Below are 16244 nucleotides of genomic sequence, written 5' to 3'. Positions count from 1 at the left end.
TAGCCTGTCACGTCGGTGGACCCGTCAGGCCGCCAGTGCCTTCTCCACCACTTCGTAGACGTTGGGCGACAGATCCTCGGCACGAATGCGCTCGAGCTGCGCCTTCATCAAGGCCTGACGCTCCTCGTCGAAGCGCTGCCAGCGAGTCAGCGGCGTGATGATGCGTGCGGCGATCTCCGGATTGAGCTTGTTGAGTTCGATGACCACATCGGCCAGCAATTCGTAGCCCGCACCGTCCAGCCGATGGAAGTTGACCCGGTTCTGGCCGACGAAGGCGCCGATCAGCGCGCGTACCCGATTGGGGTTCTTGAGCGAGAAGGCCGGGTGCGCCATCAGGTACTTGACGCGGTCCAGGGCATCGGATTGCGGGCGGGTCACCTGCAGGCTGAACCACTGATCCATGACCAGAGGATCGTGGGCCCACTTCTCGCCGAAGGCACGCAGGGCCGGGTCGGCAATGTCGCCCCGGGAACTGTGCACCAGCAGCGTCAAGGCCGCGCGCACATCGGTCATGTTGTGGTCGGCCTCGAACTGCTGTCCGGCCAAGGCGATACCCTCGTCGTCCTCGATGCTCATCAGGTACGACAGGGCGACGTTCTTGAGGCTGCGAGCTGCGATCTGCTCGGCGTCCGGCGCGTATTCCGCGTCGGACCGATTGGCCTGATAGAGGGCCAGGAACTCGTCGCGCAGGGCACCGGCCAGGGACTGCTTGACGAAGGTGCGCGCGGCGTGGATGGCGTCCACGTCGACCACCGGCTGCTGCTCGGCGATGTAGGCCTCGGAAGGCAGCGTCAGCATTTCGGCAAGCACCGCCTTGTCGTCCGTCGGCGTCGTCAGCAGGCCGCGGAAGGCCTCAGTGACCCGCGGGTCCATGACCTTCTCCACGCCGTTGCGATGCGCGGCGATCAGGTCCTCGAGCGCCAGCATGGCCAGGCGCTGGCCGGCATCCCAGCGATTGAAGCCATCGCTGTCGTGCTTCAGGAGAAAGGCCAGGTCATCGCGCCCGTAGGGAAAGCGCAGCCTGGCCGGGGCGGAAAACCCGCGCAGCAGCGAGGGAATCGGCGCCTCGTTGAGCCCCGTGAAGACGAAGGTCTGCTCCTCCTCGCGCAGGTGCAGCACGCCACCCTTGTCCAGATTCTCCTGATCCTCCGGGTTCTCCAGGGTCAGCGTCAGATCCTCGCCGGACTTGGTGCCCACCAGGCCCACGCGCACAGGGATATGCAGCGACTGCTTGTCGGGCTGGTCCGGGGTGGCCGGGGTGCGCTGACGCAGGGTCAGGCGGTATTCGCCCTTGGCGTAGTCGTACTCGCCGATGGCGTCGATTTCCGGTGTGCCGGCCTGGGAATACCAGCGCATGAACTGGTCAAGATCGTGTCCCGAGACTTCCGCCATGCAGCCGACGAAATCCTCGATGGTCACCGCCTGACCGTCGAAACGTTCGAAGTAGAGATCCGACCCCTTGCGGAAGGTTTCCCAACCCAGCAGGTGGCGCAGCATGCGCACGATCTCCGCGCCCTTCTCGTAGATGGTCAGGGTGTAGAAGTTGGTGATCTCGATGTAATGATCCGGACGCACCGGGTGCGCGGTCGGGCCGGCATCCTCGGCGAACTGAGCGGTGCGCAGGAAGGAGACGTCCTCGATGCGCTTGACCGGCGCCGAATTCATGTCCGCGGAGAAGCTCTGGTCCCGGAATACGGTGAAGCCCTCCTTGAGGGAGAGCTGGAACCAGTCACGGCAGGTCACCCGGTTGCCCGACCAGTTGTGGAAGTATTCGTGGGCCACCACCCCCTCGACGCGCTGGAAAGCGGCGTCCGTGGCGGTATGCGGATGGGTGAGCACCGCCGCGCTGTTGAAGATGTTGAGCCCCTTGTTCTCCATCGCTCCCATGTTGAAGTCGTCGACGGCGACGATCATGAAACGATCGAGATCGTACTCCCGACCATAGGTCTCTTCGTCCCATTTCATCGCCGCCTTGAGCGAGCGCATGGCATGTTCGGTCTTGTCGATGTTCGCAGGCTCGACCCAGATCTCCAACAATACCTCACGCCCGCTCATGGTGGTGAAACGGTCCTCGACCTTCTCGAGTTGCCCTGCCACCAGGGCGAACAGGTAGCTGGGCTTGGGGAACGGATCCTCCCAGGTGACGAAATGCTTGCCGTTGGGCAGCTCGCCACGCTCCACCGGGTTGCCATTGGAAAGCAGCACCGGCAGTTGCTGCTGGTCACCGATGAGTGTTGTCGAAAAGGTCGCCATGACATCCGGGCGATCGGGGTAGAAGGTGATGCGCCGGAATCCCTCGGCCTCGCACTGGGTGCAGAACATGCCATTGGAGACATAGAGGCCTTGCAGCGCGGTGTTCGAGGCGGGGTCGATATCCACTTCGGTTTCCAGGCGCAGGCGATCCGGCGCGTGCTCGATGGTCAGCGTTTCCTCATCGAGCCGATACTCGCCTTCCTGGAGTTCCTGACCATCGATGGCGATGCGTTGCAAGGAGAGCTTCTCGCCATGCAGCACCAGGGGGCGCTCCCCGGAACTGTCGGGGTGCCTTTCGAGGTGCAGCAATGCGGTGACCCGGGTGCTCGACGGCGCCAGGTCGAACTTGAGTTCGGTATGGGTCGCCCGGTAGGCAGGCGGGCGGTAGTCGCTGAGGTAGGTAGGCCGGGGTTCCGAGGTCGCCGGTGACATGTTTGTCGTAGACATCGAATGAACACTCCTGAGTAAGATGGCGACCATTGTACGGCCACCGGGGCCGCCCCCTCAAAGAGACGCGGCGGGTGATGTCAGGGGCGCGGCTCGGGCCGGGTGACGATCCAGAGCCCCACCAGGGCAAGGAAGGGAATCAGCAGGGTACGCAGCAACAGCGAATCGAGGGTCAGCGAGATGACGAGCATCGACAGCAACAGCATGGCACACGCCAGGTACTTGGCCTGACGGGAAATGGCCCCCTCGTCTTCCCAGGCCAGGATCGGCGGGCCGAAACGGGGATGTCGACGGATCCAGCCGGCAAAGCGCGGCGAGCCCCTCGAGGCCAGCCACAACGCCAGCAACATGAAAACCGTCGTGGGCATCAGCGGCAGAAACGCCCCGACGATGCCCAGAGCGAAGCTGACGCCGGCCAGGCTCGTGTAAAGCGTGCGTCGTAGCTTCGACATCGCAGCCTCCGGGTGACGAGGAAGTCGCTTTTATCGCTACCTGTCAGACAACACCTAATCGCGAAAATTGTTGAACTGCAGCGGCATGTCGATGGCTTCCTCGTTCTTCAGCAGCATCATGGCCTGCTGCAGGTCGTCGCGCTTCTTGCCGGTGACCCGCACCTTCTCCCCCTGGATCTGCGCCTGCACCTTGAGCTTGGCGTCCTTGAGGGTCTTGACGATCTTCTTGGCCAGGGGCTGATCGATTCCCTGACGCAGGACGACCTGCTGGCGCGCGCGAACGCCACCGGTTTCGGCCTCCTTGACTTCCAGGCAGCTCACGTCGATGCCTCGGGCGATCAGACGCCCCTTGAGGATATCGAGCATCTGGCGCAACTGGAAATCGGCATCGGCCTCCATGTTCACGCTATCGCCTTCCTCGCTGAAGCTCGCGGTGACGCCGCGAAAATCGAAACGCGTGGCAAGCTCGCGATTGGCCTGGTCCACCGCATTGGTCACTTCGTGTTTATCGAGTTCCGAGACGATATCGAAAGAAGGCATGAAAGACTCCGCAAGGTTTCATAGGCCATCAATGCTAGCGTAAGCGGTTTTGCCGCGCATCCCTCCACCCGCCTAGCTGGAGACTTCCAAAGCCGCTTTTGCCTCCAACGACTTATCCATCTGCCAGGCCGCGCAGCCATCGCTGTAGTAGTCGTCCATCCAGCGCCTGGGCAGAAACCCCAGCCGGCGATAGAGCCCGATGGCTGCTCGGTTGTCGGCGCGCACCTCGAGGGTCAGCCTGTGCATCCCCCGCTCGCGGGCGTCCCGTTCGAGCCGTTCGGCCAGCCCTCGGCCCAGGCCGCTCCCCCGGGCCGAGGGGTGAACACAGAAGGAGTAGAGCCGGGCGTTATGACTATTGCGGCGAAACAGCACCGTGCCGTAGCCGGCCACCGATCCGTTCTCGTCGATAACGACCCAGGTGGACGCATGAGCGCGGCTGAGCAGGTGCGCCAACTGGCGACGGCTGAATCGGTCCCACTCGAAACAGGCGACCTCCAGCCGGCAGATTGCCTCGAGATCATCCGGACGGGCCGGACGCAGTAGCGGCAACACGATGAGATTATCTCTCGGAAGGTTTGACGACGGCATTGTGGGGGTTGCCGGGGTCGTTGTCATCTGTTCACTGTCATATTGAACCGGCGCCGGCGCGGGTGCATTCTAGCGCCGTTCAAGCCGCCATCTCGGCGGCTTTCCTCGGTCAGGATATTGCCCCCCATGTCTCCACTGCGCATCGTCGTCGACCGCCTTTCCGACTGGCGCCCCTATTTCCCCAGCGACGACCTGATCACTGCCGGGGAGTATCTGGCTCAGGAGGCCAACGGCCCCCAGGACAGCGCCACTCACGTCATCAACCTGTGCAGCGGACTCGACTATCTCGAGACCGGCTATTACGTGTCGCTGCTGGCCCAGGCGCGAGGCCAGCGCGTCCTGCCCTCGGTCGAGACCCTCAACCAGCTCTCGCGCAAGGCGCTGGTCGATCTGCAACTCGAGTCGCTGGCGCCGCTCATGGACGAACTGGCACGCCGCGGCGCCCTGGCAGGCGATGCCTTTCACTTGCGCCTGATGTTCGGCGAGTGCCTGCAACCGGGGCTCGGCAAGCTGGCCCGCCGGCTGTTCGATCGCCTGCCCTGCCCCCTGCTCGAGGCACGCTTTCAGCGTCGCCAGGGGCTTTGGCGCCTGGCCCGGCTCAAACCCCTGTCGCTGACTTCGCTGAGCGGCGAGGAGCAGGACCTGTTCGCCCAGGCGCTGAACCGTCATTCACGTCGGGTGTGGCGCACCCCCAAGGCGCGGCGCCGCTACCGCTACGACCTGGCGATCCTGATCGACCCCGGCGAGGCGCTGCCCCCCAGCAACAAGAGTGCGCTGAAGCAGTTCATTCGTGCCGGCCGCAAGCTCGGCATCGACGTCTCCCTCATCACCAAGCGCGACGAGAGTCGGCTGGCCGAGTTCGACGCGCTGTTCATTCGCGAGACGACGGCCCTCGACCACCATACCTACCGCATGGCCCGTCGTGCCGAACATGAAGGCCTGGTGGTGATCGACGATCCGCGCTCGATCCTGCGCTGCACCAACAAGGTCTACCTGCACGCCCTGCTGGGCGCCAAGGGGGTGCCGGCACCGGAGGGCCTGCTATTGCATCGCGACGATCTCGGGCGTCTGCCCGAGAAGGCAGCCGGCTTGCAGTTCCCCATGGTGCTCAAGATCCCGGATGGCGCCTTTTCCCGAGGGGTGGTGAAGATCCAGTCCGGGGATCAGCTGCGTCAGGAGGCCGAGCGGCTGTTCGACTCCTCTGCCCTGCTGCTGCTGCAGGAGTGGCTGCCGACCGAATTCGACTGGCGCATCGGCGTGCTCGACGGCAAGGTCCTCTACGCCAGTCGCTACTACATGGCCCGCGGCCATTGGCAGATCTACGACCATTCCCGGGGCAGGACCCGCAGCGGCGGCTTCACCACCCACGACCCCCGGGAGGTACCCAAGACCGTAGTCAAGGCGGCACTCAAGGCCACCCGGTTGATCGGCGACGGGCTCTACGGCGTGGATATCAAGCAGATCGGCGAGCGGGTGGTGGTCATCGAGATCAACGACAATCCCAATCTGGATGCCGGAGTGGAAGATACGGTGCTGGGCCCCGCCCTCTATGCCAGGGTCATGGAGGTCTTCCTGGAGCGAATGGAGGCCCGGAGGCGCCAGGCAGGTTAGCCGCGCTACCGAAGCTGTCTTGCTGAGCCTGGGCATTCGGCGACGCTGCGGTCAAACCGACGACAGGCAGTGTTTTCGCTATCCTTGGCATGATCACACCTCGTCTTCTCCATGGTTGCCGATCAACCATGCCATGAAGCGATGTTCCGGTTGCGTGGCTCGAGGAATTCAGGGAATCAGGACCGCCGCCCCGCTGAGCCGGCCGGCCCGCAGGTCGTCCAGGGCCTGGTTGGCCTGTTCCAGCGGATAACGCCGCGTGCTGGTCTCGATGGGAATCGTCGGCGCCAGGGCCAGGAACTCCTCGCCGTCACGGCGCGTCAGGTTGGCCACCGAGCGCAGGCAGCGCTCTTCCCACAGCAGCCGGTAGGGAAAGGCGGGAATCTCCGACATGTGGATGCCGCCACACACCACCGTCCCACCCGGGCGTACGTGAGACAACGCGATGGGGATGAGCTCCCCCACCGGGGCGAAGATGATCGCCGCGTCGAGCTTGACCGGCGGTGCCTGGTCCGAGCCGCCGGCCCAAGTCGCTCCCAGCTGGCGGGCAAACGCCTGGGCCGTCTCGTCGCCGGGACGACTGAAGGCATAGAGCGCCTGGCCCCGGGCGACCGCCAGCTGGGCCAGGATATGCGCCGCCGCGCCGAAGCCATAGAGGCCCAGGCGCTCGGGATGATCGCCGGCCATGCGATAGGCGCGATAGCCGATCAGCCCGGCGCAAAGCAGGGGTGCGGCGGCTTCCGGGGTATAGCCGGTGATCGGTAAACAGTAACGGGCATCGGCCACGCAGTAGTCGGCGAAACCACCATCCCGGGTGTAGCCGGTAAACTCGGCCCGCTCGCAGAGATTTTCCTGACCGGCCCGGCAATAGTCGCATTCACCGCAGGTCCAGCCCAGCCAAGGCACCCCGACACGATCGCCGATGGCGAAGCGCGTCACGCCACCCCCCAGGGCAGTGACCTCGCCGACGATCTCGTGCCCGGGCACGAGGGGCAGACGCGAATCGGGGAGTTCACCATCCACCACATGCAGGTCGGTACGACAGACCGCGCAGGCCAGCACCCGCAACAACACCTCGCCTTCACCCGGACTGGGGCGAGGAACGCTCTGCAATTCCAGGGGGCGCCCCACTCGGGTCAGGCGCATCGCCCGCATCTCGTCGCTCATCTCATGTCCTCCTGGCCATTACGAAATGGACTCGGTTTAGCATAGCGCCTGGACGAACCGTGAATGAAAGCGACAGCAGCGGTTCAGGCCACCTCGGCCTCGTAGCCGGTGAACTTGCGCAGGTTGATCACCCCGGTATCGAGCATCAGGTACTGCCCCTTGAGCCCCAGCAGGGTGCCGGCAACCACTGGATTCTTGTCGAAGTTGTGGGAGACCACTTTCGTCGGTGCCTCGAGCACCGGATACGTGAAGCTGACTGGCTCGGCATCGAGGAGGCGCAGGGCATCGCTGCCGAAACGCTCCCGCAGGTTGGCCAGGCCCGGGGCCAGGGATGCCAGCAGGCGATCGCGCTCCGTGCGCAGATCGAGAGGCGCGACTTCCCCCTTGAGCATGGCGCGCCAGTTGGTGCGATCGGCGACCTGCTCCTTGAACAGCATCTCGACGAAGCCGGATTGCTGGCGGGTATCCACCTCGAGTATCGGCAGCGCCTGGATCGCCCCCTGGTCCAGCCAGCGGGTCGGCAGCTGGGTCCTGCGGGTAATGCCCACCTTGAGCCCCGAGGAGTTGGCCAGATAGACCACATGCGGCTGGAAGCAGTGACGCTCGCCCCACTCGGGCTCACGGCAGGTGCCGGCATGGTAGTGGCAGAGTTCCGGCTTGACGATGCAGGTGTCGCATTGTGCCAGACGCTTGAAACAGGGGTAGCAGTAGCCTTGGGCGAAGCTCTTGCGGGTGGGCCGCCCGCAATGGGTGCAGGCGATGGCGCCGGTATGCCTCAGGTGCAGCGTCTGGCCAAGACGTGCGTTGAGATCGAGACGGTGCTCGCCGGCGCGCAGCATGTATCGTGCCGGCCGGTCGCCACTCCCGGGGTCGATGGCCATCTTGCTCAGGCAGCCCCGCAGGGCGATCAGTTCACCCACTTGACACCATCTCCGCCGTCATTCGTGGCACTGCCGCAGCCGCTGGCACCGAGATAGCCCACCCGCTCGTGCTCGGGCACCCCATGCTCGATCTCGTAGCGCATCACCGCTTCCAGGCACAGCTCGGTCTGCTCGGCGGTGAGCCGACGCCCATCGGGCCACTTGCCCAGCGCCACCGCCTGCTTGAAGCTTTCATAGACACTCGGGGTCATCTGCCGGATCATGCGCTCGAAGGTCATATCGCTCATCACTTGCTCCAAAAACGTTGTCATGAAATACGCCGCCTGCTGCGGCTACTGGCGACCCAGCCCATCAGCAGGCCGATCAAGAGGCCACCGAGATGGGCCTCGTTGGCGACGTTGCCGAAGCCGATGGGCTCGGCGAAATCGGTCATGGTGAAGACCATCCAGCCAAGCATGAACACCACCAGCATCTGCGGCACGAAGAAGCCGCTTCTCGGCACGCGCCAAGCCATCAGCCAGACATAGCCGAGCAGGGCATAATCCACGCCCGACATGCCGCCGAACAGTACCGTGCCCGTGGCGTACTGGGCCAGATTGGAAACCAGGGCGCTGCCGAACACCACGCCCAGCAGGCGCAACGACCCTTGCAGCGCCTCGACCTGGCGCCCGAAGTACCACAGCCAGAGCATGTTGAAGATCAGGTGCGTCCAGCCGAAGTGCAGGAACGCCGGCGACACGAGGCGCCATAGCTGGCCCGAGGAGAGGGTATCGCCCAGGGTGCCGACGCTCAGGCTGTTGCCCACCACGCCGATGGGCGTGATGGTCATGGCGGCGATCACCAGATCGCCGAGGACGGCCATCAGGCCGAACACCGCCAGGCACACTGCGATCAGTCCTGCTGCCATCGGTGCTTCGGCCAAAAGCCCCTGGCGCCAGCCCTGCGACCTGCGGGGCTGTTCCTGGGCCACGTCCAGTGGGTCGCCACGTTGCCAACGCTCGATCAGCTGCATCAGATCGTCGTGCTGACGGGGATCGGCAAGCCACAGCACCTGGGCGTCGTCTTCCTCGGTGAAGCGATGACCGATACGCTGGGCCCAGAGGGCCTGACGCAGCTTGCGTATGTCGGTGTCCCTCGGCAGCATCAACACCTTGTACATTGGCTACTCCTCGTCCCGTTGGTGCCAGGAGAGTGCGCCCCAGCATGTAATCGTCTGCGCCAAGTATCCCACAAAGAAAAGTCCGGCGGAGGGGGCCGCCGGACAACGAGCAAGGGATCATTCAAGGGAACACCTACTCTGATGGCGATTGAAGCGACAAGTTTCCGGCCAGGCCGGAAAATTGAGTAATTTTTTGTAAAGAATGGCAAGTCAGTCCAGATCGATCTCCCAGGGCCTGGGCCGCGTCTGTTCGTCTCGGGGCACCCGCACCCAGACGAACTTGTCGGCACTCAGCACCTGCTCGCCGTCCCAGCGATAGGCCACCAGCCGACCGTACTTGACGGCGCTGTAATCCACACAGGCGATGTTGGGCGCCGGCAGGGCCGGTATCCCCTCGCACCAGTAGTGGCCGATGAACAATGGCGGCTCGTCGGGCCCGTAATAGGTCAGGCGCGCCCGCTCCTTCTCGGATAGGGGGCGATCCTCGAGATCCCCGGGCAGGTTGTCGGGCTGGAAGATGACATCGCCATAGGTCCGGGGCGAGTCCGCCCAGAAATGCGCGCGGAAGGTTCGCCGGGTGAAACCGTCGCCGGAGTGAATTCTGACGCCCTCGGGCAACGGAATGTGCGTTCCCCTTGTCAGGCGCTCCAGTACGCGATAGGCGAAGCTGTCGGGTACTGCCGATTCATGCAGAAAGGCTTCGTCGATGCGGGCCTGGGGGTAGCGAGAGAGGAATTGATTGATCAAGGGGGCGTCCCAGCAGGCATGCACCACCCGCAAGCCGTCTCGCTCGAGAAGCAGGGGAATGTCCATGAACCAGGCCAGGGTATCCTCCCATTCGGCCGGGTGATCGCGATACTGCTCGAGGGTCTCCTGGACGATGCGGTTGTGGCGCGGCGTATGCTCGCGCAGCCATTCGCAACTCGAGCCGGGCTTGCAGCGGCGGGTGTACGCCAGGGCATTCACCTCGTGATTGCCCATGACGATGAATGCCTCCCCGGCCTCGACCATCCGCCGGGCAATGGAAACCGCCAGGCGTATACGCGGGCCCCGATCGATGAGATCGCCGAGGAAGATGGCCTTGCGCCGGGGGTGACGATAAACACCGCCGCGCTGGTGGTAACCCAGTTTTTCCAGCAATGCCGCCAGGGTCGCGCCACAGCCATGCACATCGCCGATCAGATCATAGCCTTCGATATTGCCGGTCATGGGTGTCTCATTCTCCGAGTCGGCTGCTCCAGCCCAGCTTGCTGCGGCAGATTTCGAAATAGTTGTGTCCTCGCGGGTGAATCAGCATCAGTTTCTGCGGTTTGCGACGCACGTGAACGATGTCCCCGGGCTTGGACACCACTTGCGTCTGACCGTCGCAACTGACGTGCGGATAAGTTTCGTTGGTCTCGCCGATGTGGACCATGATCTCGCTGGCGGCATCGACGACGATGGGCCGGCTCGACAGGGTGTGCGGGAACATCGGTACCAGCGTGATGGCATCGAGCTTGGGATGGACGATCGGCCCGCCACCGGACAGCGCGTAGGCGGTCGAGCCGGTGGGCGTGGCGATGATCAGCCCGTCCGAGCGCTGGCTGTAGACGAACTGCTCGTTGACGAACAGCTCGAACTCGATCATGCGTACCGCCTTGCCGGGGTGGATCACCACGTCGTTCAGGCTCTCCCCCGTGCCGACCAGCGAGCCCTCGCGGAAGACCTCGGTATCCAGCAGGAAGCGCTCCTCGATTTCGTACTCGCCGTCCAGGACGTCGCCCACGCGCTCTTCCACTTCGTTCGGCGAGATGTCGGTGAGGAACCCAAGGCGCCCACGGTTGATCCCGAGTACGGGCGTGCCGCTGTGGCACAGGACGCGACCGGCTCCCAGCATGCTGCCATCGCCCCCTACCACGATGACCAGGTCGCAGATTTCTCCCAGCAGGCGCCGACTGGCCTCCTGCTGGCCATGATCGAGCAGCACCGTGGCGGTGCGGTCCTCAAGAATGACATGGTAGCTTCGGTCGTTGAGAAAACGAATCAGCCGCTTGAGCGTTTCGACCACGCTCGCGCTGCCGAGGCGGCCGATCAGACCGATATTCTTGAAGGATGCCATGGGCGCTCCACTGCCATGTCGCGAGTCGTTATTATGCGGGCTGACTCGAAGGCGGGGCAAACTGCATCGCTGTCGGACGCCTGACGCCATCGCTCAGCCGTTTGTCAGGCTTGCGCCCCGGCATCCTGCACGCCGAGCCGCGGCTCGTGGCATCTCGTTCAACTCGCCACGAATCGCCTTACCGCCTCGACGAATTCCCGGGCGGCGGGTTCGCGACCCAGCAGCAGATGCCCATCGCTCTCCAGGCTCATGAACTGCGCATCGGGGATGGCAGCGGCAATCTTTCGGGCCGAGTCGATCGGAATGCGCCCGTCTCGTTGCGAGTGAATGACCAGCGTGGGTACGTGCACCAGGGCGAGTCGATGGCGCACGTCGATATCTCCGAATGCCGACAGGAAGCGTACCGCGTTCTCCGGCGAGGTGGTACGCCGCTGAAACTCGTTGAACCACTGGAGTTCGTCGAAGGTGGCGCTGGGAAGGAAGGTCGAGGAAAAGACCTGCCGATAGGCCGGGTTGTCCTGGCCCCAGCCGATCCCGGCGAGCGCTTCCCCTTCGTCAAGGGCTACTGGCACTACGCCCGCGGCGTGGCCTCAGCCCGGTTGGGCCGGATCGACGAGGCGCTGTCGGAAGCGACGGCCTTGAACGAGCTTTACAACAACGCCGACCTGGACGGGTTAGAAGCTCAGTATGTCCCGGCGCGCACCCTGCTCGAGATCGCCAAGCATATCGTCGAAGCACGAGTCGAACAGGCCAGGCAGGATTATCCCGCCGCCGAGCATCATTTGCAGGAGGCGATTGCCCTGGAAGACGCCATCGCCTACATGGAGCCGCCTTACTGGTACTACCCGGTCCGCCAGACCCTCGGCGCGGTGCAGCTTCAGGACGGCCGCGCCGAAGAGGCGATCGCCACCTTCCGCCAGGCGCTCGCGCAACAGCCGAAGAACGGCTGGGCGCTCTGGGGATTGCTGCAGGCACAGCGACAGGCCGGCGACGCCTCCGCCAGGCAGACCGAGCGGGAGTTTCGTCGGGTATGGCTTGGGGATAACGCCTTGCTGGCGCTGGATCGGCTGTGATCGGATCAGGGTCGTGATACCCAATCGCCAAAAATTCCACGCTGATCACCACGCTGCCTCCAACGCCTGCCATTTATCGTCGTCATCGGGTTCATCCCCATAGCGGACCTGCCCCCGGCACCCTTCATGGTGCCGGGAGCTTTATCGAAGAATACCCCGGACTATTTGGATCGCGCCGAGAGTATCGACGCGAAGCCCCTGACGATGACGTGAAACCACCATGGACGCCTTGATTTACCTTGCCAACGCCCTACACCTGCTGTCGTATCTGATGCGGGACATTCTGCATCTGCGCATCCTCATGATAACGGCGATGCTCTGGATTTCGTGGACTTCCTTAGAGAGCGCACGGCGCGCCTGGAGGAAAGCGCCCGCAAGCCGGAAACACTGGATTTTCCGGTGGATGATCCCGGTCCTTGGCCGGAAGGGTTAAGCCTGCGCAGGGAGGATATGTATGGAGACGACGGGCGCTAAGCCACTGTTTGTCGATACCAACATATTGCCGACGATACCGACGCCGTCACCAACCAGTTGATCGAGCTAATGAATAATTTCCCTATCGGCGGCAAGCAGGTCCACGACGCCAATATCGTAGCAACTTTGCTTGCTTGTGATATTCCGTGCCTACCGACCCATAACTTCAAGGATTTCAAACGCTTCGACAAGACTATCGTTATCGAGCCCATTGATGATGTTTAAGCCCAGGGCAGACTTCCCGCTTGGTGGCATCTTACTGGCTGCTATATTTAGGTAGACGTAAAGCCGCCGCGGAGCTTCCCGATGATTCACGATCCTGCTGGCCGTATCAGCCTGCATCCCCATCACCGACGCGTGCGTATCTGGGCTGGCGGGCAGGTGATCGCCGATAGTCACAATGCCATCGAGCTGCGGGAGACAGATTACCCGCCCCGGCAATATCTCCCCCGCGAGGATGTGGATCTGCAGCGGCTCACCAGGTCATCGACGGTCACCCACTGCCCCTTCAAGGGCGACACGACCTACTTCTCTCTCGAGCGGGACGACGCGACCCTGAAGGACATCGCCTGGAGCTACGAACGACCCTTCGAGGCCATGACCGCGATCAAAGGTCATCTGGCCTTCGATACGCGCCTGGTGGAAGAAGAGCTAGACTGGGCATCACACGAGGCCTGACCCATGAAACCTGTACGACGTTTTTTCCTGCTGATCGGTCTTTGCCTTCTCATCGCCAGTCAAGGGGCCGGCATGGCACTCGCCCACCACGGCTGGAGCTGGACCAGCGGCGAGAACATCGAGTTGACCGGCGTCATCACCGCGGTACGGCTCGGCAACCCCCACGGAGAGCTCACCCTGGATGTGGAAGGTACATCCTGGACCGTGGAAGTCGGCCAGCCCTGGCGCAACGAGCGGGCGGGACTGAAGAAGGGCGACCTGGCCGAGGGGGTGGAGATCACCGTTTCCGGAGAACGCGCCACGGACCCGGACCGCAAGCTGCTCAAGGTCGAGCGGCTATGGATCGAGGATCGCGAATACACCCTTTATCCCGATCGCCTCTGAGCCGACGCCATGGAGGCGCTGCTGGCGCTGCTGGAGCAATCTCCGCCGGCGATGTGGTTGCGCTTCTCGCGCTGGGGCTACGCCGCCGTCAATACCCTGCATGTGCTGGGGATCGCCCTGCTGGTCGGTGCCATCGTGCCCCTCGACCTGCGTCTGCTGGGTTGGGCACGCGGGCTACCCCTGCTGCCCTTGACCCGCCTGCTGCAGCGCGTGGCGATCGGTGGCCTGCTTCTGGCACTCGTGACGGGCGCTCTGCTGTTCGCCAGCCGCGCCACGGAATATGCGAGCGAGCCCCTTTTCGTGTTCAAGCTCGGCCTGATCGCCTTGGCGCTGGGCAACGCCCTGCTCTTCAATCTCGGCCCGGGAGTCGAGCATGCCTCGCCACGTCGTCGCCGGTTGGCCGGGGGCCTCTCATTGTTGCTGTGGCCTGGCATTCTGGTGGCGGGGCGTTTACTGGCCTTCGTCGCCGACTAGGCTTAGCCATTTGAAATGCCCTGGCCACTTGCAGACACTGCGAAGAGTCCTTACCGATGAACTGCAGATGCCCTTGCCGCCAACCGCTTCGCTCGACGTCATGACCGCCGATCTGGCCGGGCTACGCCACCCGCTGGTGAGAGACCTCGCCTGGCTGCTGCATGCGCCTGATCTGTTGACCACGCCCTTCGCCGGACGCCCTTCCCTGGGTGAGCTGGGTCTGGAAGACCCTCAGCGGCGCCGAGCCTGGCTGCAAGGCTTCGAACAAGCCCCTCAGACGATCGAGGCACGGGTGGGGCCGAGTCTCGTCAATCGCCTGGGCCTCTATCACGAACGACTCTGGCACTTCCTGCTGGATCAGGCCCCGGATACGCGCCTGCTGGCGCACAACCTGACCATCCGCGACACCAAGCGCACTCTTGGCGAACTCGATCTGCTGTATCGCCACCGGCGCGACGCGCAGCCGGTGCATCTGGAACTGGCGATCAAGTATTACCTCGGCCTGCCCCAGGGGCCGGAGACACCGGATAGCCAAGCGCGCTGGATCGGCCCGGGTTGTGCCGACTCGCTGGCCATCAAGCGCCAGCACGCCATCGATCATCAGCTGTCGCTGGCCTTGCGTCCCGAGGCGGCCGAGGCGCTGGCGCCCTTCGATGCGCCACCGTTGACGCCTCGGCTGGCCCTGCTCGGTCTGCTGTTTCGTCCCTGGTCCTGCGAATCACCGCTTCCGGCACCGCGAGAGATCGCTCCCGGGGCACTTTTCGGTGACTGGCTGGCCCTTTCCCGATGGCCAAGCTTCCGTGAGCGGATCGAGAGCATCCACACGACACGAGGCGCCTTTCTCGACAAGCCTCACTGGCTGGCGCCGCCGGTCGACGCCGACCTGATCGACCTGGAGAGCCTGACCGGCGCCCTGGACCGGCATTTCGCTCAGCGTCGCTCGCCTAGGCAACTGATACTCAAGCACGCCGACGAGCGCTGGCAGCGACTGTTCGTGGTCGGGAACGACTGGCCGCATCGGATTCCCCTGCCACCGCCACGACCGACGACCAATCACTGACCGGGGCCGGCGACTCAGGCCACGGCAGCCGAGCGACGCTGTTCGCGACGCCGCGCCCACCATTCGTTGACCAGCAACGAGGCGACGATGATCGCACCACCCAAGGCCAGGCGCACGAGGTCCGCATCCCGGTTCCAGATCAGCAGGTTGACCAGCAGCCCGGCAGGAATGAGCGCATTGTTCATGATCGCCAGGGCGCCTGCATCGACCTGGGTCGCCCCCTTGTTCCACAGGAAGTAGCCCAGCCCCGAGGCAACCAGCCCCAGCCAGCCCAGCACGCCCCACTGCACGCCGCTGGTGGGCAGCTTCTCGGTGGAGCCGAAGATGGCGAAGGCGATGACGACCAGGGCCAGCGCCCCGAGGTAGAACCAGCCGAACACGCTACGCTGGGGCAGGTCGCGCGGCAGGCCATTGGCCAGATGCCGATAGGCCACCTGACCAATGGCAAAGCACAGGTTGGCGCCCTGGACCACCAGGAAGCCCAGCCAGAAATCGCTGCTGATGCCCTGGTAGCGAATGACCGCGGCCCCCAGCACGGCAAGGGCTGCCGTGAGCAGGTAGAATGGCGAGAAGCGCTTGACCATGGCATCGTCGAGCAGGGTCACGTAGAGCGGCGTGAAGATGGTGAAGAGCAGCACCTCGGGCACCGACAGCAGCAGGAAGGACTGATAGAAGAAGATGTACATCAGCCCGAGCTGGATCGCCCCGATGCACATCATGGCCAGCTTCATGCCATTGGAGAGCGCCGACGGCCGCAGGAACGGCAGGAACAGCATGCTGGCCAGCACGATACGCACCAGCACCGCGAAATAGCTATCGACCTGGCCGGCGAGATAGGCGCCGATCAGGGAGAACGAGAAGGCCCATAGGGCCGTGACACCAATCAGGTAGGACATGACGGATCAACC

18 protein-coding genes are annotated in these 16244 nt (G+C 63.9%); 6 read left to right on the top strand and 12 right to left on the bottom strand.

All coding sequences use genetic code 11. The annotated features are described in order from the left end of the window. Positions 1 to 24: 24 nt before the first annotated feature. The 4 genes from pepN to BUA41_RS12845 all read right to left on the bottom strand — a co-directional run bounded on the left by pepN (position 25) and on the right by BUA41_RS12845 (position 4244). Entirely contained in the window at positions 25 to 2700 is a 2676-nt protein-coding gene (pepN, locus tag BUA41_RS12860; RefSeq protein ID WP_245791920.1) for an aminopeptidase N, read from the bottom strand. An 80-nt stretch (positions 2701 to 2780) separates the two neighbouring features. Next, a complete protein-coding gene (locus tag BUA41_RS12855) occupies positions 2781 to 3152 on the bottom strand; it encodes a YbaN family protein (RefSeq protein WP_072823496.1) in 372 nt (123 codons plus the stop codon). A gap of 54 nt (positions 3153 to 3206) precedes the next feature. Next, entirely contained in the window at positions 3207 to 3692 is a 486-nt protein-coding gene (locus BUA41_RS12850) for a YajQ family cyclic di-GMP-binding protein (RefSeq protein ID WP_072823494.1), read from the bottom strand. A 72-nt stretch (positions 3693 to 3764) separates the two neighbouring features. Then, positions 3765 to 4244, bottom strand: a complete 480-nt coding sequence (locus BUA41_RS12845) for a GNAT family N-acetyltransferase (protein ID WP_245791919.1) — start codon at positions 4242 to 4244, stop codon at positions 3765 to 3767. A 162-nt stretch (positions 4245 to 4406) separates the two neighbouring features. Here BUA41_RS12845 and BUA41_RS12840 point away from each other — a divergent pair, with 162 nt between their 5' ends. Beyond that, a complete protein-coding gene (locus BUA41_RS12840; RefSeq protein ID WP_072823490.1) occupies positions 4407 to 5891 on the top strand; it encodes a RimK family ATP-grasp domain-containing protein in 1485 nt (494 codons plus the stop codon). Between the two features lie 168 nt (positions 5892 to 6059). Here the strand turns inward: BUA41_RS12840 and BUA41_RS12835 are convergent, their stop codons facing one another. From BUA41_RS12835 to BUA41_RS12805, 7 genes are all read right to left on the bottom strand, one after another. Further along, complete coding sequence (locus BUA41_RS12835) at positions 6060 to 7055, bottom strand: zinc-dependent alcohol dehydrogenase family protein (protein WP_245791918.1); 996 nt, start codon at positions 7053 to 7055, stop codon at positions 6060 to 6062. An 83-nt stretch (positions 7056 to 7138) separates the two neighbouring features. After that, positions 7139 to 7936 carry a DUF2797 domain-containing protein gene (locus tag BUA41_RS12830; RefSeq protein ID WP_072823488.1) on the bottom strand — a complete coding sequence of 266 codons (798 nt, stop codon included), beginning with the start codon at positions 7934 to 7936 and terminating at the stop codon, positions 7139 to 7141. A 26-nt stretch (positions 7937 to 7962) separates the two neighbouring features. Beyond that, positions 7963 to 8223, bottom strand: a complete 261-nt coding sequence (locus tag BUA41_RS12825) for a YeaC family protein (RefSeq protein ID WP_072823486.1) — start codon at positions 8221 to 8223, stop codon at positions 7963 to 7965. A gap of 20 nt (positions 8224 to 8243) precedes the next feature. Next, positions 8244 to 9095: a rhomboid family intramembrane serine protease gene (locus tag BUA41_RS12820; protein ID WP_072823484.1), complete on the bottom strand. Its 852-nt coding sequence runs from the start codon at positions 9093 to 9095 to the stop codon at positions 8244 to 8246. Positions 9096 to 9305: 210 nt separating this feature from the next. Continuing rightward, complete coding sequence (locus tag BUA41_RS12815) at positions 9306 to 10304, bottom strand: metallophosphoesterase (protein WP_175546974.1); 999 nt, start codon at positions 10302 to 10304, stop codon at positions 9306 to 9308. Between the two features lie 7 nt (positions 10305 to 10311). Then, a complete protein-coding gene (locus BUA41_RS12810) occupies positions 10312 to 11193 on the bottom strand; it encodes an NAD(+) kinase (protein ID WP_072823481.1) in 882 nt (293 codons plus the stop codon). Between the two features lie 158 nt (positions 11194 to 11351). Then, positions 11352 to 11765: an alpha/beta fold hydrolase gene (locus BUA41_RS12805; RefSeq protein WP_072823479.1), complete on the bottom strand. Its 414-nt coding sequence runs from the start codon at positions 11763 to 11765 to the stop codon at positions 11352 to 11354. Between the two features lie 12 nt (positions 11766 to 11777). Between BUA41_RS12805 and BUA41_RS12800 the strand changes: the two genes are divergently transcribed. From BUA41_RS12800 to BUA41_RS12780, 5 genes are all read left to right on the top strand, one after another. Further along, complete coding sequence (locus BUA41_RS12800; protein WP_175546973.1) at positions 11778 to 12266, top strand: tetratricopeptide repeat protein; 489 nt, start codon at positions 11778 to 11780, stop codon at positions 12264 to 12266. A 780-nt stretch (positions 12267 to 13046) separates the two neighbouring features. Beyond that, a complete protein-coding gene (locus tag BUA41_RS12795; protein WP_072823475.1) occupies positions 13047 to 13418 on the top strand; it encodes a DUF427 domain-containing protein in 372 nt (123 codons plus the stop codon). Positions 13419 to 13421: 3 nt separating this feature from the next. Further along, complete coding sequence (locus tag BUA41_RS12790; protein WP_072823473.1) at positions 13422 to 13802, top strand: DUF6152 family protein; 381 nt, start codon at positions 13422 to 13424, stop codon at positions 13800 to 13802. 9 nt (positions 13803 to 13811) lie between these two features. After that, positions 13812 to 14276 carry a hypothetical protein gene (locus BUA41_RS12785; protein WP_072823471.1) on the top strand — a complete coding sequence of 155 codons (465 nt, stop codon included), beginning with the start codon at positions 13812 to 13814 and terminating at the stop codon, positions 14274 to 14276. A gap of 67 nt (positions 14277 to 14343) precedes the next feature. After that, positions 14344 to 15336 carry a DUF1853 family protein gene (locus BUA41_RS12780; RefSeq protein WP_245791917.1) on the top strand — a complete coding sequence of 331 codons (993 nt, stop codon included), beginning with the start codon at positions 14344 to 14346 and terminating at the stop codon, positions 15334 to 15336. Positions 15337 to 15350: 14 nt separating this feature from the next. On the opposite strand, the gene BUA41_RS12775 is transcribed toward BUA41_RS12780, so the two are convergent. Then, positions 15351 to 16232, bottom strand: a complete 882-nt coding sequence (locus tag BUA41_RS12775) for a carboxylate/amino acid/amine transporter (protein WP_072823469.1) — start codon at positions 16230 to 16232, stop codon at positions 15351 to 15353. Positions 16233 to 16244 lie beyond the last annotated feature (12 nt).

The sequence above is a fragment of the Modicisalibacter ilicicola DSM 19980 genome (assembly GCF_900128925.1).
In the GTDB taxonomy this organism is placed as follows: Bacteria; Pseudomonadota; Gammaproteobacteria; order Pseudomonadales; family Halomonadaceae; genus Modicisalibacter; species Modicisalibacter ilicicola.
Note: the sequence above shows the minus strand (reverse complement) of the source record. Positions and strands in the feature narration are given on the sequence as shown.